The sequence below is a fragment of the Bradyrhizobium sp. genome (genome assembly GCF_047605465.1).
In the GTDB taxonomy this organism is placed as follows: domain Bacteria; phylum Pseudomonadota; class Alphaproteobacteria; order Rhizobiales; family Xanthobacteraceae; genus Bradyrhizobium.
Window position 1 is genome coordinate 1 of sequence record NZ_JASGFS010000069.1, and the last position, 20,226, is coordinate 20,226.

Below are 20,226 nucleotides of genomic sequence, written 5' to 3' on the forward strand. Positions count from 1 at the left end.
CGTCGTCCAGCACATAAAGGCAGATTACCGGGGCGCCGGATTTGGCGGCGGCGTGAAGAGCAGGGTGGTCGGAGACGCGGAGATCATCGCGGAACCAGACGATGATCGGCTGTGGGCTTGGCATGATCGGCAATGTGTCTCGTTGAGCAGGTTCTCAATATACGGGACACAGGGGCAGAGTTTCATCTGCAAGTCATCCCGGGGGCCATGCGCCCCCGGAACGAGGGCTTGGCGGTCGCCCTGCGCAACCGCCAAGGGGTACTCCGGGTCACTTCGGCTGCGGCACGATCCGGATGTAGGGCTTCGGCTCTTTCCAGCCCTGCGGGTAGATCGTCTTGGCCTCGTCGTTGGAGACCGAGCCCGCGATGATCACGTCGTCGCCCTGTGTCCAGTCGGCCGGCGTCGCGACGCGATGCTTGGCGGTGAGCTGGAGCGAGTCGATGACACGCAGGATTTCCTGGAAGTTCCGGCCCGTGGTCATCGGGTAGACCAGCACCAGCTTGATCTTCTTGTCCGGCCCGATGATGAAGACGTTGCGGACAGTCTGGTTGTCGGCCGGGGTACGGGTGAGCGCATCGCCCGAGGTCGAGGCCGGGAGCATCTCGTAGAGCTTCGAGACGTTGAAATCGACGTCACCGATCAACGGATAGTTCGGCGCCGCGCCCTGGGTCTCCTTGATGTCCTCCGCCCATTTGGCGTGGCGATCGATCGGGTCGACCGAGAGGCCGATCAGCTTGACGCCGCGCTTGTCGAATTCCGGCTTCAGCCGGGCGAGCGCGCCGAGCTCGGTCGTACAAACCGGCGTGAAGTCCTTGGGATGTGAAAACAGCAGGGCCCAGCTATTGCCGATCCAGTCGTGGAACTTGATCTTCCCTTCGGTGGTGTCGGCTTCAAAGTCAGGGGCGGTGGCGCCGATCGGAAGTGTCATGGTTCTACCTCATCACATTGAATTCACGTATGAATTTTTCTTGGCCGTCGCGGCCAGTATAGGGTTCCGAAATGCCCATGTGAACCAGTTGAAGTAAAATGTGAATTCCTTCTTCGAAGGGCCGATCTTCTAGCATCTTTCTGTTACAGGGACGCGTGCCGCGGAACATCTCCACCGGAGAGACCCGGTCTCGATTGCCCCGATAAAGCCTTTTATGACTCGCATCACGCTCGCCCGATGTTCGGCGGAACCTAATCTGCCCCGACAGCGACTAATCAGCAACCATCTCGAAAAGTCGCGATCGCCGTATCGAATCGTTAACCACCCGTTTACGGCCACATGGAATTGCTGGTCGATCAGAAGAAATCTGGAAGTGAACTATGTCTGCCGCTGCGCCTAAGCCCGTTGAGTCGCCGTCCCTCGAACCGTCCTGCCGCGATACCGCGGCCCACGCACTGACCATCGTCCGCGATGGCGTGATCACGGGCGAAGGCCCGACCACCAAGGGGCGGGTCCATTTCTCCCGTTCGCTCGATGCCGACGACGCAGCCTGGTGCGCCCGCATCCTGACCGCAACCGCCGTCAACGACCAGCCGATCAGCCGGGCCGAAGCCGAAGCGCTGTTCGAGATCAACGAAGCCGCGACCGAGCGCACCGACGCCGGCCGTTTCGACGACCTGCTTGCCAAGGCCGTCGCCCACTACGCTGCGAGCGCCTCGGGCCTGGCGGTGCCGCCGCGCAGCATCGCGCTGTTGCCGGAGACCGACATCGAGAGCTGGGCGCCGTCCTATGCCTCGAAGGTCAAGAGCGAGATGCTGGAGTGGATCGCCGGCCAGATGCGCGGCAAGCGCCAGAACAACCGCCGCCTGATGGCGATGGTAGCGACCTTCCTGGGCGCAACCGCGCTGCCCCTGGCCGGACAACTGCCGAACGTATTCGACATCGGCATGTAGGCCCGATCGTCAGTGGCGCATTCTGCAGGCCACTGACGCCGAAGCCGGGCAGGATTGCCGCTGGCAATCCTCGATAGGCTAAAGATCGATCAAGCCACCATCGACGAACAATTCCGCGCCCGTCGAGTAAGTCGCGTCGGCGGCGAGATAGAGCGCTGCCGCGGCGACCTCGGCAGCCGTTCCGGTGCGGCCGAGCGGGATCCTCGTTTTCGCACCCTCGATGAAATTGTCCTTCTGGGCCGCCGTCAGGCCGCCCTTGTCGAGGATCGGGGTGACGATCGGGCCAGGACTGATCGTGTTCACCCGGATGCCCCGCGGCGTCAATTCCTTGGCGATGGTCCGGCCGAACGAACGCAGCGCTGCCTTGGTCGATCCGTAGATCGTGCTTCCGACCAGGCCGCCGTTCGCGCCGGCCACCGATGCGGTCAGGATGATTGCGCCGCCGTTGGGAATGATCGGCAGCGCGTGCTTGATCAGGAAGAAGGCGCCCTTCACATTCACGTTAAACTGGTTGTCGTAGAAGGCCTCGTCGACATCGGCGATCGGGGCAAACTTGGCGATCCCGGCGTTGACGAACAGGACGTCGATGCGTCCGTGCTTGCCTTTGACCTGATCGACGAGGGTTTTTGTCGCGGCCACGCTGCCGGCATCGGAGACCAGCACCTCGATGCCGGGAAGTGACGCCTTGGCGGCTTCCACAGAGCGTTCGGAGGAGCCAGTGACGACCACGGTGGCACCTTCGGATTGAAAGAGCTTGGCGGTTTCCGCGCCGATACCGCTGCTGCCGCCGGTGATGAGAGCGATCTTGCCGTTGAGCTTGGCCATGAGATTTGTCCTGACGAATGATGTTGCGCGTTCAGAGATAGGGAGGCGGGAGTTCCGGACAATAGCGTCCCCCAAGAACGCAAAACCGGAAAACCGCATGGCGGTTTTCCGGTAAGATCATGCTCGAACAGGAAACGAAAACGGGATGATTATCCCGTTCCCGTGACGCGGCGGATTATCTCCCCGCCGTCTTCTGCTTGCCGGCGTCCGGCTCGAGACCCAGCGTACGTCCCGGGAAGCCGGCAGCGTCGAAATAGCGCTGGCTGCCGACACGCTGAACGTTGAGAACGGTCTGCAGGCCGTTCTCGGACATCTTCGATTTCTCGACGGTCTTGAACGCCTTCGGCACGATACCGTTGGGGAGCGCCTCCGACATCACACGGCCCACGAGGCCCCCGTTCTGCGAGGCGCGCAGGCCCATGAGCTGGGCAGCGGTCATCCCGACGTCGGCATTGCTGACCGGGAGTTCGTCGACGAAGCCCGCCTTGAAGTCCGGTCCGATGGCAGCCATGAAATTCATGGTGTCGCCGCGGCTGAAGCTGCCATGCATGCCCTGGCCCTGGCGCAACACGGTGTCGGCGACCTGCACCGAGCAGTTCGTCGGAGCTTCACCGCATTCGCTGGCATAGGAGCGGAAGTTGACGACGATCGCCGGCGTCGGCGTCGCCGCCTTGCCGCGCAGGTTGATGCTCGACAGCGGCAGGGTGCCGGGGAAGCGGCCGAGCTGATCGTCGACGAACAGGCCGGAGACGTAGTCCTGTTCGAGCAGGGCCTTGATCGTCCTGGCCGCCAGCTTCTTGTCCTTGTTCGGCAGGTAGATCAGGTCGGAGCCGCCATTGGTGGCGATGACGAGGTCGGGCTTGGTCGGATCCTTGCCGAGCACGCCGTTGCCGGCCTTCGGATGCGCGTTGCCGGTGACGGCGGCGTTCTTGTCGTTGGGGTCGAACAGCGGCAGATCGAGCGCCTTGGCGAGATCGAGCGCCAGGAAGCCCATTGGCAGGAAGTCCTTCGGCGTGTCGTCGTAGCTGACCTTGGCCGAGGGGCTGGTCTTGCTTTCCTTGGAGATGGTCGAGAAGCCGTGGTCGGCCTGGATCATGATGTTGGTGTTGGCTGCGAGGCCGAGTTCGTCGAGCGCCTTGCGGAGCTGGGCGAGGTTGTTGTCGGCGTTCTTGATGCTCGCCATCGTGCTCGGGCCGTTGATGCCGGGCATGATCTGGTTGAGGCTGTCGCCCTGGTTATGCTGCGTGCCGTCCGGGTCGCGGGACCAGAACACCAGCACGAAGGGCTTGTTGCGCGCCTTGAACATCGGCAGCACGACCTTGGTGGCGACGTCGGCGAAATAGGCCTGCTGCGCGACGTTGGCGACCGTGGTACCCGGCGTCTTGGCATCGCCCGCCTTGCCGTTGTCGCCGCGACCCGGGGTGGTGAGGGGGAGGCCGGCCTTTGCGAGGGCGTCCTTCATCTCGTCCGACAGGGCCACGCCATTCTTGGCGCCGGTGGAATCGTCGATGACGATCGAATGCTTGCCGGCTTTCTCGGGATGGTCGGTGTGGTCGAACTGGTAGGTTGGGCCGACCTTGCCGATGGCCGCCGTGCTCAGGCCCTTGTCACGGGCCATCTTCAGGATGGTTTCCTCGTTGAGATAGTCGCCCTTGAAGTGCTCGTCGATGTCGCCGAGCACCGAGTCGTTCTCGATGAAGGGAACGACGGTGTCGCCGGCAGGCACGGACGTGTAGTTGGTCCAGATCGTGTTGGAGAACACGCCGGTGTCGCCGAGGTAATGGCCGGTCGACATGGCCGAGCCGTTGGCCATCGTGAAGGTCGGAAACAGCGAGTGAGGGTTCTTGAAGTTGACGCCCTTGTCGCGAACCTCGGCCATGGCCGGCGCGGTCTCCGGCGTCACCTTCAGCGCGCGCAGTCCGTCAGGGATGAACAGGATCAGGTTGCGGGGGGTGTTGTTCTGTGCGGAGGCTAGTCCGGTAGACAGTACTGTCAGTCCGGCGGACAGCAACACCAGTGAACGGCGCATCAAATCTCTCCCTGCGGTGAGGCGGCTCGGCGACCGACCGCGGTCGCGCTGTCTTCGTTTAGTTTTGCTGTATGACAGTTTTGTTACAAGAGCCAAGAGCCGTGCAGAAGAGACGGGATGGATTGCGCCGGCGGCAATTCTCAAAGCGGGCAAGCGGCCTCGACGCCGGGCGGGCAGGGTCGTGGAATTGGCTCGGGCGTGTGTCCCGGACGCTGCAGCGCGTGAGCGGCGCTGCGCAGAGCAGGCTCAGGGCCTGCCGACGACCACCCGGCCCGTGCGTCGTGACGATCGCAATGTGACCGTCTCACTCAGGGCCGGAACGGGTGCGAACCTATGATAATTCGAAATTCGGATAAACGAAATCAATTCAATGTCGATTCATCCCGCCCTCATGTGTCTTGCCCAGCGGGCAAGACACGACGTTGTGGCCGGGACGGACCCTGCCGTCATTTCGGCGCTGTCTGTGCCCGCGGGTTCTGCACGAGGGCAGGCGCGGATTTCACCGTCGTCGGATAGCCCCCGGCATTGGCCAGATCGCGGCGCAGCGAGAGAGGCGCCGCCTGCAGCGCGAAAATGATCGCGATCTGGGTTCTGTTCTGGAGGTGGTATTTGCGCATGATGTTGCCGATATGCGCCCGTACCGTGTTCTCCGAGATCTTGAGCTCGTAGGCAATGTTCTTGTTCTGCATTCCGCGTGCGATGAGCATCATCAGCTCTCGCTCGCGTGGCGTCGGTGTAATCGAATCTTTCGGATCCGGGCTCATGACTAGCTCCTCCCTGGCCGTTGGGTCGATGTGGCCATCCCAGCAACTTCTCACTCCGTCTTGAGCGCCTCGATTGGACTAAGTTTGGACGCCTTGTGCGCAGGATAAAAACCAAAAATGAGACCGGTCACGATCGAGAAGATCAGCGCGAGGGCTATCGCCTCGCTGTCGATCGACGTGATCCATCCGGCCATGCGGGCAACCGTCATCGACAGCGTGATGCCGCCGATGACGCCGATGGCGCCGCCGAGAAGGCAGAGCACGAGCGCCTCGCACAGGAACTGAAGGCGGATGTCCCGCATGCGGCCGCCGAGCGCGCGGCGGATTCCGATCTCCCGGGTGCGCTCGGTCACCGACACGATCATCACGTTCATGATGCTGATGCCGCCGACGAGCAGTGAAACGGAGGCGATGGCAACGAGCAGGAGCGCGACGGTGCGGATCGCTCCCTGCTGGGCCTCCATGGCGGCCGCCGGGTCCTGGACCTTGAAGTCGTCTTCCTGTCCGACGGGAATCCGGTGGCGCTGCCGGAGCAGGTTTTCGATTTCAGACCGCGCTCCGGCCATCTGGGCTTCAGCCGCCACCTTCGCGATGATGTAGGCGACGGAGTCCCGGTTGATGCCGCTTGCGCTGCCGAGGAAGCGCAGCTTGGCGGTGGTGAGGGGGACGAAGGCGACGTCGTCCTGCGAGGGACCCTTGCGATCGAGAACGCCGACCACTTCGAGCGGCACCTTCATGATCCTGATCTGGGCGCCGATCGGATCGTCGCCCGGTGCAAACAGCTCGCGCGCGACCGTGCTGCCGAGGATCACGACCTTCGCCGCGCCGGCCTCTTCGGTCCCTGAGAAATATCGGCCGGACGAGAGCTGCCAGTCGCGCACCATGAAATGACCGGTCGTCGTGCCGTTGATCGTCGTGTTCCAGTTCTTGCTTTCGTGGATGACCTGCGCGGTGCCGGCGATCGAGCCTGCGGCAGCCTGGATCTCCGGGATCTGCTCGAGGATGGCCTGCACGTCGCTCTCGGTCATGGTCAGCTTGGTGCCTTCCTTGAGGCGGACGCCGCCCTGGTAGACCGTGCCGGGCATGATCATCAGCACGTTGGCGCCGATCGCGCGGATCTGCTCCTGGAGGCGAAGCTGCGCGCCGGCGCCGATCGCGAAAACCGTGACGATCGATGCGACGCCGATCACGATACCCAGCATGGTGAGGAAGCTGCGCAGCGGGTTGAGGCGCAGGGCATGCAGAGCGATCCGGAAGCCCTGAAGCATCGTCATGACGCAAAGCTCCGTTTCGGTGCCAACGGAACCTGACTCTCGTCGCTGACGACCTCTCCGTCATGCAGGCGAATGGTACGCCGGCACCGCGTCGCAATGCTGGGATCGTGCGTGATCATTACTATCGTCTGGCCGGACTGGTTGAGCGCCGCGAACAGGGCGAGGATGTCCGAGCCGGTCCGGCTGTCGAGTGCGCCCGTCGGCTCGTCAGCAAGCACGATCAAGGGAGAGGCGATCAGCGCCCGCGCGATGGCGATGCGTTGTTGCTCGCCGCCGGAAAGCTGCCGCGGGAAGTGATGAACCCGGTGCAGCATTCCGACCAGCTCGAGACACTGCGCGGCGCGCTCGAGCCGCTCCTTGCGGCCGATGCCGCTATAGACCAGCGGCAAGGCGACGTTCTCGATGGCGTCATGGCGTGCGAGCAGGTTGTAGGACTGGAACACGAAGCCGATGCTGCGGGCGCGCAGGGTCGATCTGCGGTCTTCCGAGAGATCGGCGACGTTCGAGCCTTCGAGATAGATTGCGCCCTCGCTGGGCAGATCGAGCAGGCCGATCATGTTCATCAGCGTGGACTTGCCGGAACCGGACGGTCCCATCACCGCGAGGATCTCGCCCTGGTCGATGTCGAAGCTGACGTTGCGCACCGCGGTCACCGCGACGCCATCGGCACGGTAGGTCCTGTAGACCGACCTGAGGCTGATCAGGGGCAGGGCGGCGGTCATGATCCGAACCTGATGCCAAGGAATTCCATACCGGCCGGCCGGATGGCCTGTCCGACGACGACCTGGCTGCCCTCGACGAGGTTTCCACTCTTGAGCGCGACTTGTTCAGTGCCTGCTGCCCCGACGGTCACGGGAACGTGTTGCAGCGAGCCGCTGGTGGTGCGCACCCAGACGCCGCTTCGTCCGGCAGCAGCGTCGGGGCGTGCTCCCGAAGGCTGGAACCGCAGTGCGGCGAGCGGCACCTTCAGCACATCGTCCTGGTGCTCGATCACGATCTTCACCAGCGCGGTCATCCCGGGCAGCAGCGCGCCGTCGAGATTGGATGTCGACAGCACGACGGTGTAGGTAACCACGTGCTGCTGGTTCTGGGGAGCTTTGCGCACCTGGCGCACCAGCGCCTCGAAGCGACGGTCGGGATAGGCGTCCACCGTGAAGTGGGCAGGCTGGCCGGAGGCGATGCGTCCGATGTCCGCTTCGTCGACCTGCGCGTGAATCTCCATGTCTTCGAGGCGGTGGGCGACCACGAAGGTGGTGCGCGACTCCAGGCCGACCGCGAGCGTCTGCCCCTCGTTGACGAATCTGCCGACGATGACGCCGTCGATCGGAGAGCGGATGACCGTGCGGTCGAAATCGGCTTGAGCCGCCGCCAGCACGGCCGCCTTCTCGGGCACCGCCATCCTGGCCTGCTCCAGTTCGGCCTCGATCCTGCGGACGTCGGCCTGCGCGCCGTCCACGGAGTAGGCGTTGAGGGACATCATGACCTCGGCCTCGCGCTCCTGGGCGAGGCGTGCGGTAAATTCGGTCTGCGCGTCGTCGACCGCTGTCGTGGCCACGACGTTCTGCGCCTGGAGCGCCAGCTTGCGTTGCAGGGTTTTCTGGGCCGACGACTTGACCGCCTGAGCGCTCTCGAGCTTGGCTGCGAGCACGTCACGACTGCCCTTGGCATTCTGCAGATCGATCCTCGCGCGGTCGAGCTTGGCCCGCTCGATCTCGACGAGCGAGTTGGACACCGCCAGCGCCGCCTTGGCTTCATCCACCTTGGCCGCGAAGCTGCGCGGATCGATCAGGGCGAGCGGCTGATCCTTGATGACCGTGTCGTTGAAGTCGACGTAGACGCGCGCGAGCTGTCCGGACAGTTGTGACCCGACCTCGATGGTCTTCACCGGTTGCAGGGCGCCGGTGACGGTCACGGTTTGCTCGATGCTGCCGCGCTGGATCGCGGCGTATCGGAATACTGGTGTATCCGCTCCCGTGGCGGGGGGCGCGCGCTCCCCCGGTGCAAGGAACTGCTTGGTCGACTGGTAGGCCTGGACGGCGCCTCCGGCGGTCGTTCCGGCCGCGCCGGTGATCATGGACGGTCCGGCAGTGTAGATGGCGGCGATGCCACCTGCAGTTCCGAGCAAGGCAATGACTGGAACAAATCGCATATTAAAACCCGCCTTCTTGAAAATGACTTCGTTGGCGGAACGGTCGGAGATCACGCTACGGCTGAACCGGAGCTAGAACCGGCGTCTCGGGAATATGTCACCATTCTTAGGGTGACGGACGGGCGTGCTCCATCATTCAGAAGTAAAGTCTTGACGCCGCGATGTTTCGTGATTTGCTTGAAACGTATACTAGGCGTATTTGAAATGACGCGCGTGGTATCGAACTCGGTAGCTCGCAGAACGCTCCGTCTATTTTTCGGCGAGAGCGATGCCCAATGGGCCTGCAGCATTGGTGACGACGCCACGATGCAGTTCGATAAACGCAGTTCGAGAAACCATGGTCGCGATCGCGGATTGTAGCATCGCTGACATGGCGTCCCGCCATGATGGCGACGTCGGATCCGGTTGATCACGAAGCCAGATATGTGAACGCCTTCACTCGTCTTGTCGGGTGCGGGCCCTAGAATGGAGACGTAACGGGTCTGAGCGGCCCAGTCGGCGCTCGCCGAGGCATTCAAGCACCTTTTTACCGTTTGCGAGAATGAGGAAGGCTCGTTGCCGGATCATCGAGCCCCAATTCGGGGAGTTCATTGTGATGAGTACCGATCAAGCTACTGTTTATGTCATTGATGATGAAATCCAGATACGCAACGCAATTGGAAGCCTCTGCGAAGAGACCGGACATCAGGTCAGGTTGTTTGCCTCAACGGATGAATTCCTGAAGGAGAGACTTTCCAACGGACCGTCCTGCCTGGTGCTCGACGTCCGCTTTCCCGGCACCTCGCCGACGGGTCTCGAGCTCCAGCGCCGGCTCGTCGAGTCGGGCGTCTCCATCCCGATCGTTTTCATCAGCGGCCATTCGGACGTGCGCGTCTCGGTCGAGGCGATGAAACGCGGCGCTGTCGAGTTTCTTCCGAAGCCGTTCCGCGAACAGGAAATCCTCGACGCGATCAGGCATGGCCTGGAGCGTGACCGCCGGCGGCTCGAGCGCGAGGACAGGGTGCGCGATGCGCGTCAGCGCGTCGAGGCGCTGACGGCCCGGGAGCGGGAGATCATGCTGCTGATGGCGGAAGGACTCGTCGCCAAGCAGATTGCGGCAAGGCTTGGTGTCAGCGAGGTGACGGTGAAGGTCCATCGCGCCAGGATGATGCGAAAGCTGGAGCTGCGTTCGCCGATCGACGTCGTGAGGTTGATCGACAGGATCGGACATGCAGCAGACATGGCGCGAGCGTGCCTCGTATAATCGCGTCACCAAGGCTCGCAGTCGACGATATTCTCCGCAACATTTTCCGCAACGTCTAGTCCGTACCGATTAGCATGAACTGCAGTCTGTCGCGCGACGCGCGATCGGTTCAGAGTAATCCCACGATGTCGGCCTCCTCCAAGACGGCATCTTCATTCTGTCAGACAACTTGGCTAGAAAGGGATACTCCATGCGCAAATTGCTCCTCGCCTCCGCCGCCGTGTTCGCTCTGTCGTCAGCCGCCCACGCCGCCAACACGGCCACCACCGTTCAGGTCGGACTGCTGAACGGCTCGACCGTGGACCAGCAGGGCCACGTGAATGACACCTCGACCACCGTTCAGCTCGGCCTCGTGAACGGCGCCAGCACCATGCAGGGCACGTCGGCTCCCTCGCTCAACAACGCCAGCGGCGTGCTGCAGATCGGCATCGTGAACAGCGCCTCGACCGGACAGGTTGCCACCGGCAGCAACTCCAGCGCGATCGGTCAGTTCTCGATCTTCGGTCTGCCCCCGGCCAATTCCGCTTCCGTCGGCCAGCTCGGTGGCGGCATCAACCTCAGCACCATTACCCAGCACTAGCCAGCCCCGTACCTCTGGGTGCGCACAAGCGGCGCACCCAGAGTCATGTTCGAATGGCCACGATCAGGCTTCTTGGTGGGGCGGCGGATCGCACAGCTGCTCCGAGCGGAGGAACTTCACATGCGGATCAAACACCTTCTCGCGGCGGCCGCCGTGCTCGGCGCATTGGCTTCGGCCGATGCCAACGCCGCCAACTCCATCAGCGTGTTGCAATTCGGTACGCTGAACCTGTCCTCGACAGCGCAGACCGGTGCGGTGAACAACACCGCGACGACGCTGCAATTCGGAGCCTTCAATCTGGCAACAAGCACGCAGCACGGCTCGTCCTCCTCGGTCAATTCCGCGACGATAGGACAGGGCGGCACGACGGCCACGGCGACGAACAGCGCTACGACTGGCCAGGTCGGAGGCGCCAACACGAGTCTGATCGGCCAGATCGGTCTGAACAACGCCGCCGGGGTGGGCCAACTCGGTATTCTGAACGGGTCCACGATTCTGCAGCAGGCTCCGTAAGCTGAGCTCGTGTGGTGATTTCGGCACATATTTGTGGAGGCACATTATGATGAACAAGCATATTGTAGTCGTTGCGACGGCGGTCCTCGTCTCCTGTCTCGCCGCGAACGGCGCCGCGCGGGCGCAGGCGGCCGACATCAAGACGATCGTTTCGGTCAACGGGCCGCCCGTCGTCGTCAACCAGAGCAGCGCGCTCAACATGGTCGGCATATTCCAGATCGGCGGCAACACCAGCGCGACCGTCACGCAGAACGGAAGCAACAATGCCACGGGCGTCCTGCAGTTCGGTGGCACGACGTCGTCATCGGTCGGGCAGACCGGGACGAACAACGTCACCTATGTTGGTCAAACCGGGCAGTCCGCGACGAGCCTGATATCGCAGCTGGGCAGCATGAATGCGGGAGCGATCGCGCAGTTCGGCAAGATCAACTCTTCGACGGTCGTCCAGACCAGTCCGTGACATGGAATGCGCGTTCAGTTGCGTCAGTAAACAGCAGGGGGAAAGACGATGAGGTATCACAAGCAGCTCCTGGCGGTGTCGGCATTGCTCGCCGCCGTCAGCGTTGCATCCGAGGCATCGGCTGGATCCACGTCATCGTCATCCACCCGGACCATCCCAGGCAGCTTCGCAGTCAGGACCATGACCGTCGATACGGTCGTGGAGTACGGCAACAATTTGCAGCCGGTCACGATCACGGAGAACAGCACGATCAACATCGCGCGCGTGATCCAACTCGGCGGAACGGGTACAGTCGATGCCACCATTGTTCAGAACGGCACGCGCAACTATGTCGACGTCATCCAGGTCGGCAGCACCATGAACGCCCTGATCGGCCAATCCGGCGTCAACAACATCGCCGACATCACCCAGATCGGGGATTCGGCGAATGCTCTGCTGCTCCAGATCGGGGACATGAACTCGGGAACAGTGAAGCAGTTCGGTCGCTTCAACTGGTTGTCGATCTTCCAGTTCGGCCGATGATCGGGAAAGCGAGGTGTGAGATGAAGTTCCTCCTGATCGCATCCGGAATGAGCATCGTCATGACAGCAATCGCGGCCCCGCCTGCGGGTGCCGGCGAGAGCGGCGACGGCCACACCACCGTGGTGCAGGACGAGAACGGAACGTCGGTCATCACCCAGAGCGGAGATCCGGCACAGGCCGAGGTCAGGATCGACAAGGAGCCCGGCCGCACCACGGTCTATCGTCGCAGCGGCGGTAACACCACGATCGTGTCGCAGGGCACTGGCAATTCGCAGGATATGCTGGACTGGCTGCGCAAGCAGCAGGGACGCTGACGCGCAGGGCCCATCGTTCGCGAGAACGATGGGCCCTGTGGCACGTCTGCGCTGCCAGCGATAGCCGCCGGTCAGCGTGCCGTTGTTGTTACCGTCCGGGCCGACGTCGCCTTATGTCGAACTCGGCGTCGGATGATTGGTGCTGCCTGGTGCGCCATAAGGCGGGGCGGGATCGGGATAGTACATCACGCGCGGCGGTGCCGGCTCATAGCCGCTGCGATCCCAACCCACCGGGTTCCCGAAACGGTCGTAACCCTGGGCCGACGCGGGCGGCAGTGCCCGCGACGAGCGATGCGGTGATCAAGCCAAGCAATTCCGTCTTCTTTTGCATCGAGATGCTCCGTGCTGTGTCGGGGCCAACGACCGCAATGCAGCAGCGTTCCGGAACGCCGCGATCAACTCGGAATCAACTCGTGGTCAAATCGTCGACAGCGGATCGCGGCCGGCCGCGACAAAGCGGCGCTCCGGGACGGGGCGGGCGATCCCAGGGCTTGCCGCAACGCCCGTTAAGACTACGTCTTAACCAATTCTTAATTATGCGTTTGCGACGCGCTGACGGCCCGTCCTAGCGTGGTCTCGGGGAGCTGCTTTGCAAGCCAAACGAGTTGGTGCGTATCATGATGTCCAAATCTCAGGGGGCGTTGCTCGCCTCGCTCAGTGCAGCCGCGCTGCTCCTCGCTTCCAATGACAGTTTCGCGCGACCCGGCGGCGCGACCGCACACGGCCTGACCGCGGCGCCGCCTGCGGCCGCAGCGCGTCCGCCGATCGGGCCGGGTGCCCGGTTCCGTGGCCGCAACAATCCGTGGGTCTATTGGCCGGGCGGCGGCGGCTTCTTCTACGATGGCGCCACCTACAGCCAGCCGTTCGTCGATGCCGGCCAGCCGCTCTCCAACGACGTGCGTTACACCTACACCTACGACGTTCCCTGGGACTGGACGCATCGCTTCCCGCCCAACGTCGTGCCGTCCGACAGACCCTACGTGCCGAGCTGTCCGACGGAGCAGGTGACGGTGCCCGGCCGCAATGGTGCCGACCACACCGTCAACATCATGCGCTGCTACTGATCGGCGCTTGTTTTCGGCGAAGTCGGGCTACGCGCCCGGCTTGCGCGCGCTGTGTACGCCGCTGCAGACCGATCTCTTCCGCTGTGGACCTGCCGGCGCGTCCGGCTGTAGAAGTCCGGCGGTACAGAATCCGGCTACAGGCGAGCCGGCCTCCGGCTCGCTTCGGCGGCGTCACAAGGAAAGATCGATCATGGCAGCAGATAAGGTCGCACTCGTTACTGCCGGCGGCAGCGGCATGGGGGCAGGGGCTGCGCGGCGGCTTGCGGCCGATGGCTTTCGCGTCGCGATCCTGTCGTCCTCCGGCAAGGGCGAAGCGCTGGCGACCGAGCTTGGCGGCTTCGGCGTCACCGGCTCGAACAAGTCCAGTGACGATCTGAAGCGCCTCGTCGATGGTGCGCTGGAAAAGTGGGGCCACATCGACGTGCTCGTCAACAGCGCCGGCCACGGCCCGCGCGCGGCCATCACGGAGATCACCGACGAGCAGTGGCACGCCGGTCTCGATACCTATCTGCTGAACGTGATCCGTCCGACCCGGCTGGTGACGCCGATCATGCAGGCGCAGAAGGCCGGCGCCATCATCAACATCTCCACCGCCTGGGCATTCGAGCCGAGCGCGATGTTTCCGACGTCGGCGGTGTTTCGCGCCGGGCTCGCCGCCTTCACGAAGATCTTCACCGACACGCATGGGGCGGACAACATCCGCATGAACAACGTGCTGCCCGGCTGGATCGACAGCCTGCCGCAGACCGATGCGCGCCGCGACAGCGTGCCGATGAAGCGTTACGGCAAGGTCGAGGAGATCGCGGCGACGGTCGCATTCCTGGCCTCCGACGGCGCCGCCTACATCACCGGCCAGAACATCCGCGTCGACGGCGGGCTGATGCGCTCGGTCTGAAGCGGGCCAACGCGAGTCGCGTCGTTGCCGCCTTGTTGTGGCGCGACATGACTCTGCATCGCGCGTCGCCGATGAACGATGAGTTGTGGCCCTCTGACCACACCGGTCCGCTGTTCGTGCGAGGCCGCGCGCGTGTTGCGTCACAGTCCCTATGAACTTCGCCGCAGCCCAAGACGCTTCGCGGCCGTCAGCCTATGCCCGATCTGCGCCGGACGCGTTCGCGCCGCGCGCATTCGAAACGCGAGCCTCGATCGCGTGGGGCAAGGAGACTGGAATGAAGAAGTTTTTGCTGGCGGTCGCATCGGTTGTCTTCGGTACCGCGTCCGCCTTCGCGGCGGACCTCGCGCCGCACTACACCAAGGCGCCCGTGATGGCGGCCGCTTACAACTGGACCGGCTTCTATGTCGGCGGCAATGTCGGCGGGCAGTGGGGTAGCAGTGATCCGACCACCACGACCCAGTTTCCGGTCGCGAGCTATTTCGCGGATTCGAGCGTGTCCGCCATCGCGACGGTCGGTGCGCAGCACATCAACAGCTCCAGCGTGACGGGCGGCTTGACCGCCGGCTACAATTGGCAGGTCGGCAACGCCGTCCTCGGCCTCGAAGGCGACATCAACTATTTCGGCTTCAAGGGCAGCGCGTCGGGCTCTGCACTCTATCCCTGCTGCGCGCCAACCAGCTTTACCGTCAACTCGCAGATCTCTGCCGACTGGCTCGCCACGATCCGCGGCCGCATCGGTTTCCTCGCAACTCCGAGCTGGCTGATCTACGCCACCGGCGGCGCGGCGATCGCCGACGTAAAGGGCGACTTCACCTTCACCGATACCTTCGCGGCCGCAACCGAGTCCGGATCGATCCGCGACACCCGCGTCGGCTGGACCGCAGGCGTCGGCGGCGAATATGCCGTCGGCAACGGCTGGTCGCTGAAGGCCGAATACCTCTACGTGGACCTCGGTCGCGTCAGCATGACCAGCAACAATCTGTTCACCGGGATCGCTCGGCCGACCCAGACCTTCACCCACTCGTTCGACCTCACGTCGAACATCGTACGCGTCGGCCTGAACTACAAGTTCGGCGGACCGGTCGCCGCCAGGTACTGAGCTCCATCCCGTTCCGATCCTGGCGCGAAAGCCCCGGCCATGCCGTGGCTTTCCCTGTCCGGGGAGTTCAGTGCGATGCCACGAGATGCGCCAGGGCCGGCAGGATGCTGTAACGGGCGATCTCGTGCGGATAGTCGCCGCGATTGGCCAGCATGACGATGCCGATGCGTCGTGCCGGCACCAGGCCGATATAGCCGGACGCGTTGTTGAGGCCGCCCGGCTTGTCGACGACCGTGACGCCGGGAAGATGCACGGTTTCCCAGGCCATCGCTTGCCCGAACTTCTCGTCGGCGCGGAAGACCTCGTGCTGCGTCATCCGCAAGGCCTCGCGCAGATGCGGATCGATCGAGCGGCCATCGAGAGAGGCGGCCATGAAGGTCGCAAGATCCCGCGTGGAGGAGAACATCTGGCCGGTGCCGGCGAAATCGAAATAGCTCTGCTGCTCGCCGGGCGGTCCGATCGCAGTGCCCTGGTCGGAATAGCCCTGCACGGTGCGCTGCAGCCACGCATCGTCCATGATGGCGCGATTGTCGGCGCCGCGCTGCGGGATGCATGTCGCGCTCATGCCGAGCGGCTTGAGGATGCGACTTTCGATCAACTCCTGGATCTGGCTGTCGTAGCGACGCTCGAGCACGAGCTGAAGCAGCACATAGCCGGCGTGGGTATAGATGCGCTGCCTGCCGGGCGCGATGGCCGCAGGTGGCGTCCAGACGTTGAGCATGGCGATGAATTGGTCTCGCGTGAACGAGTCGTTCGGCCAGGGCGGATGGTCGGTCGGCAGCAGCAGCCCCGACGTGTGGGTGGCGAGTTCGCCGACCGAGACGCGGCGGATGTAGTCGCCCGTGAGCTCGGGCAGGTATTTCGAGATACGGTCGTCGAGCCGCAATTCGCCCCGCAACGTGCCGAGCGCCACCAGCGTCGCTTCGAACGGCTTTCGCAACGAGGCAAGGTTGAACAGCGTATCGGAGGTCACTGGTCTTCGCGTGGCGTCGTCGGCAAAGCCGTAATTGAAGAATTCGACGTGGCGGCCGGCATAGAGCGCGGCGGCAACCCCTCCCGGATGGTCCGGCTTCGCGGTCGGTGCCAGCGCAGCGGCAACGATGTCGCGCATCTGCGCGATCATGTCGGAATCGGCCAACGCGCGGCGCGGCCGCACAAAGGCGATCGCCAGCGGAATGAGGGCGGCCCGGGCGAGCGTTCGGCGGGTGACGTGTGGCGGGATGGCAACGGGCGGCACGAGCTCTGACGAACGATGTGATGGCCCCCGAGTCACCTCTTAACAGGTGCAGCAAGGCTTCCCAATTCACGATCGCGCGCAGCTGGTTCCATCGCTCCCAAATTACTTAGCCTGTGAGCTAACAATTGTTGACGCTGAGCGGCGATCGACGTATAGTTAGCTTTATGGCTAACCAATTATCTCAGCTCGACCAGGTCTTTTCAGCCCTTGCCGATCCCACGCGGCGGGCGATCGTCATGCGGCTTTGCGCCGGCGAAGCGTCGGTCGGCGAGCTTGCCGATCCCTTCGACATGGCGCTGCCGAGCTTCATGAAACACATCCAGGTGCTCGAGACGAGCGGGCTGGTCCAGTCGGAGAAATCCGGGCGGGTGCGCACCTGCCGACTCAGCCCCGATGCGCTCGTCGGCGCCGAAGACTGGTTCCAGCAGCAGCGCGCGATCTGGGAGGCGCGGCTCGACCGGTTCGAGGCCTACGTGACGAAGCTGAAGAGAGAGAGAGAGAAGGAGAGGGCGGCCGCCAAGCGACCGTCCCGAACAACCAGACGGAAAGGTTCCGAGTGATGACGAATTCTGCCAACCCCGCTCTGTCGCAATGGTCGCTCGACCGCGAGATCGTGATGTCACGCGTGATCGACGCGCCACGCGACCTGGTGTTCGAGGCGTGGTCCGACCCGAAACACCTGCCGCAATGGTTCGGGCCGAAAGGCTTTACGATCGAGACCTTCGAGATCGACGTGCGGGTCGGCGGCGTCTGGCGCTTCAACATGATCGGCCCGGATGGCACCGTCTATCCGAACCGCATGCGCTTTCGCCGCATCGAGCGGCCAAAGCTCATGGAGATGGACCATGGCGTCGACCACGACGATGATCCCGGCATGTTCCGCTTCACCGTCACATTTGCCGAGCAGAGCAACGGCAAGACGGTTCTGATGATGCGGCAACTCGCCGCGAGCACCGAGCAGCGCGACGGCATGATCGGCTTCGGCGCGGTCGAATACGGCTACCAGACGCTGGACAAGCTGGCGGCGTATTGCGCGGCAATGAAGAGGTAGGAACACGGAAATCGTTTCCGGGCGATGCGGCGCATCGGCCCGGAGCGAGGACATTGCCGCGCCGATGCCGGCATCAAGCCGCCGAGGCGCGAGCGTCTCGGTGGTTTTTGGTGCGCTCGGGTCGGCTGAGTTTCCGGGAGCGGGAACGAACCATGGAAGCCACCAGCCTTGCCGTTGGTGGCACAAGACGGCGGCTGGACTCGGCGGGGGACCAGCGGTGGGCCGGCTCCTCCCCGAATTATGACAGTCCCGTCACGCAGATTTTTGTCGCGAGCGCTGACCTTATTATGACAGAATTGCTACCGTTGGATGTCATATTGACTACAGCGGAGCGTTTCATGTTGCAGTGGCAGGCACGGTCAAATCCCCTCGCGTGGTGGTGGGGCTCTCTGACGCTGGTCAGTGCTGCCAACATCCTCGTCTGGTTCATGCTGTACCGCGAGTTTTATCCGACGGTCGCCGGCAGTGTCGGCGGCGGCTCGGATATCGGCCTGATGTTCCTGCTTTGCGCGGCCTATGTGTTCGGCTGCGCGTTTCGCTCGGTGTTGCCCCGGGCCGATGTGCAGTGCATCTGTCTGTTCGACACCTGGCTGTCGAGCGTCTTCGTCGGCCGCACCGTCGCGACCGTGGCCGAGGTCTGCTTCGCCGCGCAATGGGCGATCATCCTGCATCAGCTCGGCCTGATGGCGGGGGCGGAAACCGCCGTGAACATCGCGCTCGTGATCGTGCCCATCATCATCATCGCGGAGTGCTTCTCCTGGTACGCGGTGGTGACGACCAACTTCCTCTACAACGCCATCGAGAACTCGCTCTGGGCCGTGACCTTCTTCCTTGCGGGGATCGCGCTGTGCCGCTTGATGCCTGAATTCCAGGGACCGGTGCGCTGGGCGCTGATCGCCGGCATCGTCGGCATCGCCTGCTTCCTCGCCTTCCTCGTCACCGTCGACGTGCCGATGTATCTCAGCCGCTGGCGGGCAGGGCATGCCGACGGCAACAGGTTCCTCGGCTTCCTCGAGGGCCTGCATGACGTGTCGACGCGATGGGTTGTCACCCACGACATCGCGCACTGGAAAGGCGAGCTGACCTGGATGTTCCTGTATTTCAGCGCCGCCGTCTGGTCGAGCCTTGCGCTCTGCGCACTCTACGCGATGGAAGGCTATCTGACGCGCTACCTGGCCTGACGGGCCATCCCGCCCAATCGCATTTACTGGTTGGCTGATACGCCGACCTTGTCGGCAGGCCGATTGGCGACACGGGGGGCCTCGCGCCTGATGGCGCGAAACCGTCGCGGGTCAGAACGTCAACTGCACCTTCATCGACTGGGAGCGGTCGCTGGCGAGTTCGAAAGCCGCGACTGCGTTTTCGAACGGCATCGTCGCCGTGATCAACGGCTTGACGTCGATCAGGCCTTCGCCCATCAGCCGCACGGCGAGTTCGAACTCGGGATCGAAGCGGAAGGTGCCGCGAAGCTGCAATTCCTTGGCGACGATCGTGTTGATCGGCAGCGTCATCTCGCCGCCGAGGCCGAGTTGAACGAGGGTTGCGCCGGGCCGCAGCACGTCGAGCGCGGTCCGCAGCGCAGCCTGGTTGCCGGAGGCCTCGAACAGCGTGTCGAAGACGCCCTTGCCCGTGCGCCAGGGATCCAGCGCGGTGGCATTGGTTGCGACGTTGATGGCGTGCGTGGCTCCGAGCTTCCTGGCAACCGCGAGGGGGGCATCGGCGACGTCGGTCACGACGATCTCCGACGCGCCGCCGAAACGCGAGACCAGGATCATCAGAGCGCCGATCGGCCCGCAGCCGGTGATCAGGACGCGCCTGCCGAGCAGAGGGCCCGCCTGCTTGCCGGCATGCAGGCACACCGCGAGCGGCTCGGCGACCGCAGCCTCCGCCAGCGACAGCTTGTCCGCGATCGGCACGGCCTGTGTGGCATCGACCGTCAGGAATTCGCGAAAGCCGCCCTGCACGTGCGGAAAGCGCATCGCACTGCCGAGGAAGCGCATGTCGAGGCACTGGTTGCGCATGCCTTCCTGGCAATGCAGACACTGGCCGCACGGCCGGCTGGGATTGACCGCGACGCGCGTTCCGGGCCTCACGCTGGTGACGCCGTCGCCGACCGCGGCCACGACGCCCGCGATCTCGTGCCCCAGCGCCATCGGTTGCTGGATGCGCACGACGCCGAAGCCGCCGTGATGGTAATAGTGCAGGTCGGAGCCGCAGATGCCGCCATTGGCGATCTTGACGCGGACTTCGCCCGGGCCGGGCGCAGTGTCGGGATAGCTGTCGATCCGCAGATCCTTCGGCGCATGGATGACGACGGCGCGCATGG

23 protein-coding genes are annotated in these 20,226 nt (G+C 63.8%); 13 read left to right on the forward strand and 10 right to left on the reverse strand.

The features are described 5' to 3' along the window. Together QM712_RS31150 and QM712_RS31155 are read right to left on the reverse strand one after the other, a co-directional pair. Positions 1-124 (reverse strand): deoxyribodipyrimidine photo-lyase (locus tag QM712_RS31150; protein WP_415027016.1); only part of this gene is annotated, 124 nt, incomplete at its 3' end. Positions 125-268: 144 nt separating this feature from the next. After that, complete coding sequence (locus tag QM712_RS31155; RefSeq protein WP_415026987.1) at positions 269-928, reverse strand: peroxiredoxin; 660 nt, start codon at positions 926-928, stop codon at positions 269-271. Positions 929-1,308: 380 nt separating this feature from the next. On the opposite strand from QM712_RS31155, the gene QM712_RS31160 reads away from it, so the two are divergent. Beyond that, a complete protein-coding gene (locus QM712_RS31160; protein WP_415026988.1) occupies positions 1,309-1,881 on the forward strand; it encodes a hypothetical protein in 573 nt (190 codons plus the stop codon). Between the two features lie 78 nt (positions 1,882-1,959). Here QM712_RS31160 and QM712_RS31165 read toward each other — a convergent pair whose 3' ends face one another. The 6 genes from QM712_RS31165 to QM712_RS31190 form a co-directional block, all read right to left on the reverse strand. Next, the gene (locus QM712_RS31165; RefSeq protein ID WP_415026989.1) at positions 1,960-2,706 is read right to left on the reverse strand and encodes an SDR family oxidoreductase; all 747 of its coding nucleotides are present in this window, start codon (positions 2,704-2,706) and stop codon (positions 1,960-1,962) included. 175 nt (positions 2,707-2,881) lie between these two features. Next, positions 2,882-4,735 carry an alkaline phosphatase family protein gene (locus QM712_RS31170; RefSeq protein WP_415026990.1) on the reverse strand — a complete coding sequence of 618 codons (1,854 nt, stop codon included), beginning with the start codon at positions 4,733-4,735 and terminating at the stop codon, positions 2,882-2,884. Between the two features lie 446 nt (positions 4,736-5,181). Then, on the reverse strand, positions 5,182-5,499 hold the full coding sequence (locus QM712_RS31175; RefSeq protein WP_415026991.1) for a response regulator transcription factor: 318 nt from the start codon (positions 5,497-5,499) through the stop codon (positions 5,182-5,184). Positions 5,500-5,549: 50 nt separating this feature from the next. Next, positions 5,550-6,773 (reverse strand): ABC transporter permease, encoded by a 1,224-nt coding sequence (locus tag QM712_RS31180; RefSeq protein WP_415026992.1) that lies wholly within the window; start codon positions 6,771-6,773, stop codon positions 5,550-5,552. Continuing rightward, positions 6,770-7,495 carry an ABC transporter ATP-binding protein gene (locus tag QM712_RS31185; RefSeq protein WP_415026993.1) on the reverse strand — a complete coding sequence of 242 codons (726 nt, stop codon included), beginning with the start codon at positions 7,493-7,495 and terminating at the stop codon, positions 6,770-6,772. The genes QM712_RS31180 and QM712_RS31185 overlap by 4 nt, the downstream gene beginning before the upstream one ends. After that, positions 7,492-8,922: an efflux RND transporter periplasmic adaptor subunit gene (locus QM712_RS31190; protein ID WP_415026994.1), complete on the reverse strand. Its 1,431-nt coding sequence runs from the start codon at positions 8,920-8,922 to the stop codon at positions 7,492-7,494. The genes QM712_RS31185 and QM712_RS31190 overlap by 4 nt, the downstream gene beginning before the upstream one ends. Positions 8,923-9,517: 595 nt before the next feature. On the opposite strand from QM712_RS31190, the gene QM712_RS31195 reads away from it, so the two are divergent. From QM712_RS31195 to QM712_RS31235, 9 genes are all read left to right on the forward strand, one after another. Then, entirely contained in the window at positions 9,518-10,165 is a 648-nt protein-coding gene (locus QM712_RS31195; RefSeq protein ID WP_415026995.1) for a response regulator transcription factor, read from the forward strand. Positions 10,166-10,355: 190 nt separating this feature from the next. After that, a complete protein-coding gene (locus tag QM712_RS31200) occupies positions 10,356-10,745 on the forward strand; it encodes a curlin subunit CsgB (RefSeq protein WP_415026996.1) in 390 nt (129 codons plus the stop codon). A 120-nt stretch (positions 10,746-10,865) separates the two neighbouring features. Beyond that, positions 10,866-11,258, forward strand: a complete 393-nt coding sequence (locus QM712_RS31205; RefSeq protein ID WP_415026997.1) for a curlin — start codon at positions 10,866-10,868, stop codon at positions 11,256-11,258. Positions 11,259-11,307: 49 nt separating this feature from the next. Next, the gene (locus tag QM712_RS31210) at positions 11,308-11,718 is read left to right on the forward strand and encodes a curlin (protein ID WP_415026998.1); all 411 of its coding nucleotides are present in this window, start codon (positions 11,308-11,310) and stop codon (positions 11,716-11,718) included. Positions 11,719-11,766: 48 nt separating this feature from the next. Then, entirely contained in the window at positions 11,767-12,240 is a 474-nt protein-coding gene (locus QM712_RS31215; RefSeq protein ID WP_415026999.1) for a curlin, read from the forward strand. A gap of 20 nt (positions 12,241-12,260) precedes the next feature. Next, positions 12,261-12,554, forward strand: a complete 294-nt coding sequence (locus QM712_RS31220) for a hypothetical protein (RefSeq protein WP_415027000.1) — start codon at positions 12,261-12,263, stop codon at positions 12,552-12,554. Positions 12,555-13,171: 617 nt separating this feature from the next. Next, complete coding sequence (locus QM712_RS31225; RefSeq protein WP_415027001.1) at positions 13,172-13,618, forward strand: hypothetical protein; 447 nt, start codon at positions 13,172-13,174, stop codon at positions 13,616-13,618. 190 nt (positions 13,619-13,808) lie between these two features. Then, entirely contained in the window at positions 13,809-14,513 is a 705-nt protein-coding gene (locus tag QM712_RS31230; RefSeq protein ID WP_415027002.1) for an SDR family oxidoreductase, read from the forward strand. Positions 14,514-14,787: 274 nt separating this feature from the next. Continuing rightward, a complete protein-coding gene (locus QM712_RS31235; protein ID WP_415027003.1) occupies positions 14,788-15,612 on the forward strand; it encodes an outer membrane protein in 825 nt (274 codons plus the stop codon). A gap of 67 nt (positions 15,613-15,679) precedes the next feature. On the opposite strand, the gene QM712_RS31240 is transcribed toward QM712_RS31235, so the two are convergent. Beyond that, positions 15,680-16,735 (reverse strand): serine hydrolase, encoded by a 1,056-nt coding sequence (locus tag QM712_RS31240; protein ID WP_415027017.1) that lies wholly within the window; start codon positions 16,733-16,735, stop codon positions 15,680-15,682. A gap of 278 nt (positions 16,736-17,013) precedes the next feature. Between QM712_RS31240 and QM712_RS31245 the strand changes: the two genes are divergently transcribed. The 3 genes from QM712_RS31245 to QM712_RS31255 all read left to right on the forward strand — a co-directional run bounded on the left by QM712_RS31245 (position 17,014) and on the right by QM712_RS31255 (position 19,081). Continuing rightward, positions 17,014-17,409: a metalloregulator ArsR/SmtB family transcription factor gene (locus QM712_RS31245; protein WP_415027018.1), complete on the forward strand. Its 396-nt coding sequence runs from the start codon at positions 17,014-17,016 to the stop codon at positions 17,407-17,409. After that, positions 17,409-17,900 (forward strand): SRPBCC family protein, encoded by a 492-nt coding sequence (locus QM712_RS31250; RefSeq protein WP_415027004.1) that lies wholly within the window; start codon positions 17,409-17,411, stop codon positions 17,898-17,900. The genes QM712_RS31245 and QM712_RS31250 overlap by 1 nt, the downstream gene beginning before the upstream one ends. 338 nt (positions 17,901-18,238) lie before the next feature. Then, positions 18,239-19,081: a hypothetical protein gene (locus QM712_RS31255; protein WP_415027019.1), complete on the forward strand. Its 843-nt coding sequence runs from the start codon at positions 18,239-18,241 to the stop codon at positions 19,079-19,081. 111 nt (positions 19,082-19,192) lie between these two features. Here QM712_RS31255 and QM712_RS31260 read toward each other — a convergent pair whose 3' ends face one another. Continuing rightward, positions 19,193-20,224 (reverse strand): L-idonate 5-dehydrogenase, encoded by a 1,032-nt coding sequence (locus tag QM712_RS31260; protein ID WP_415027005.1) that lies wholly within the window; start codon positions 20,222-20,224, stop codon positions 19,193-19,195. Between the last annotated feature and the right edge of the window lie 2 nt (positions 20,225-20,226).

Bases quoted from the DNA above. Each gene is read 5' to 3' on its own strand.
- QM712_RS31185 (WP_415026993.1), bottom strand. From the start codon at position 7,495: ATGACCGCCGCCCTGCCCCTGATCAGCCTCAGGTCGGTCTACAGGACC.
- QM712_RS31195 (WP_415026995.1), top strand. From the start codon at position 9,518: ATGAGTACCGATCAAGCTACTGTTTATGTCATTGATGATGAAATCCAG.
- QM712_RS31180 (WP_415026992.1), bottom strand. From the start codon at position 6,773: ATGACGATGCTTCAGGGCTTCCGGATCGCTCTGCATGCCCTGCGCCTC.
- QM712_RS31230 (WP_415027002.1), top strand. From the start codon at position 13,809: ATGGCAGCAGATAAGGTCGCACTCGTTACTGCCGGCGGCAGCGGCATG.
- QM712_RS31160 (WP_415026988.1), top strand. From the start codon at position 1,309: ATGTCTGCCGCTGCGCCTAAGCCCGTTGAGTCGCCGTCCCTCGAACCG.
- QM712_RS31190 (WP_415026994.1), bottom strand. From the start codon at position 8,922: ATGCGATTTGTTCCAGTCATTGCCTTGCTCGGAACTGCAGGTGGCATC.
- QM712_RS31165 (WP_415026989.1), bottom strand. From the start codon at position 2,706: ATGGCCAAGCTCAACGGCAAGATCGCTCTCATCACCGGCGGCAGCAGC.
- QM712_RS31235 (WP_415027003.1), top strand. From the start codon at position 14,788: ATGAAGAAGTTTTTGCTGGCGGTCGCATCGGTTGTCTTCGGTACCGCG.
- QM712_RS31245 (WP_415027018.1), top strand. From the start codon at position 17,014: ATGGCTAACCAATTATCTCAGCTCGACCAGGTCTTTTCAGCCCTTGCC.
- QM712_RS31250 (WP_415027004.1), top strand. From the start codon at position 17,409: ATGACGAATTCTGCCAACCCCGCTCTGTCGCAATGGTCGCTCGACCGC.
- QM712_RS31240 (WP_415027017.1), bottom strand. From the start codon at position 16,735: ATGATCGCGCAGATGCGCGACATCGTTGCCGCTGCGCTGGCACCGACC.
- QM712_RS31215 (WP_415026999.1), top strand. From the start codon at position 11,767: ATGAGGTATCACAAGCAGCTCCTGGCGGTGTCGGCATTGCTCGCCGCC.
- QM712_RS31155 (WP_415026987.1), bottom strand. From the start codon at position 928: ATGACACTTCCGATCGGCGCCACCGCCCCTGACTTTGAAGCCGACACC.
- QM712_RS31205 (WP_415026997.1), top strand. From the start codon at position 10,866: ATGCGGATCAAACACCTTCTCGCGGCGGCCGCCGTGCTCGGCGCATTG.
- QM712_RS31200 (WP_415026996.1), top strand. From the start codon at position 10,356: ATGCGCAAATTGCTCCTCGCCTCCGCCGCCGTGTTCGCTCTGTCGTCA.
- QM712_RS31260 (WP_415027005.1), bottom strand. From the start codon at position 20,224: ATGCGCGCCGTCGTCATCCATGCGCCGAAGGATCTGCGGATCGACAGC.
- QM712_RS31255 (WP_415027019.1), top strand. From the start codon at position 18,239: ATGTTGCAGTGGCAGGCACGGTCAAATCCCCTCGCGTGGTGGTGGGGC.
- QM712_RS31175 (WP_415026991.1), bottom strand. From the start codon at position 5,499: ATGAGCCCGGATCCGAAAGATTCGATTACACCGACGCCACGCGAGCGA.
- QM712_RS31225 (WP_415027001.1), top strand. From the start codon at position 13,172: ATGATGTCCAAATCTCAGGGGGCGTTGCTCGCCTCGCTCAGTGCAGCC.
- QM712_RS31210 (WP_415026998.1), top strand. From the start codon at position 11,308: ATGAACAAGCATATTGTAGTCGTTGCGACGGCGGTCCTCGTCTCCTGT.
- QM712_RS31220 (WP_415027000.1), top strand. From the start codon at position 12,261: ATGAAGTTCCTCCTGATCGCATCCGGAATGAGCATCGTCATGACAGCA.
- QM712_RS31170 (WP_415026990.1), bottom strand. From the start codon at position 4,735: ATGCGCCGTTCACTGGTGTTGCTGTCCGCCGGACTGACAGTACTGTCT.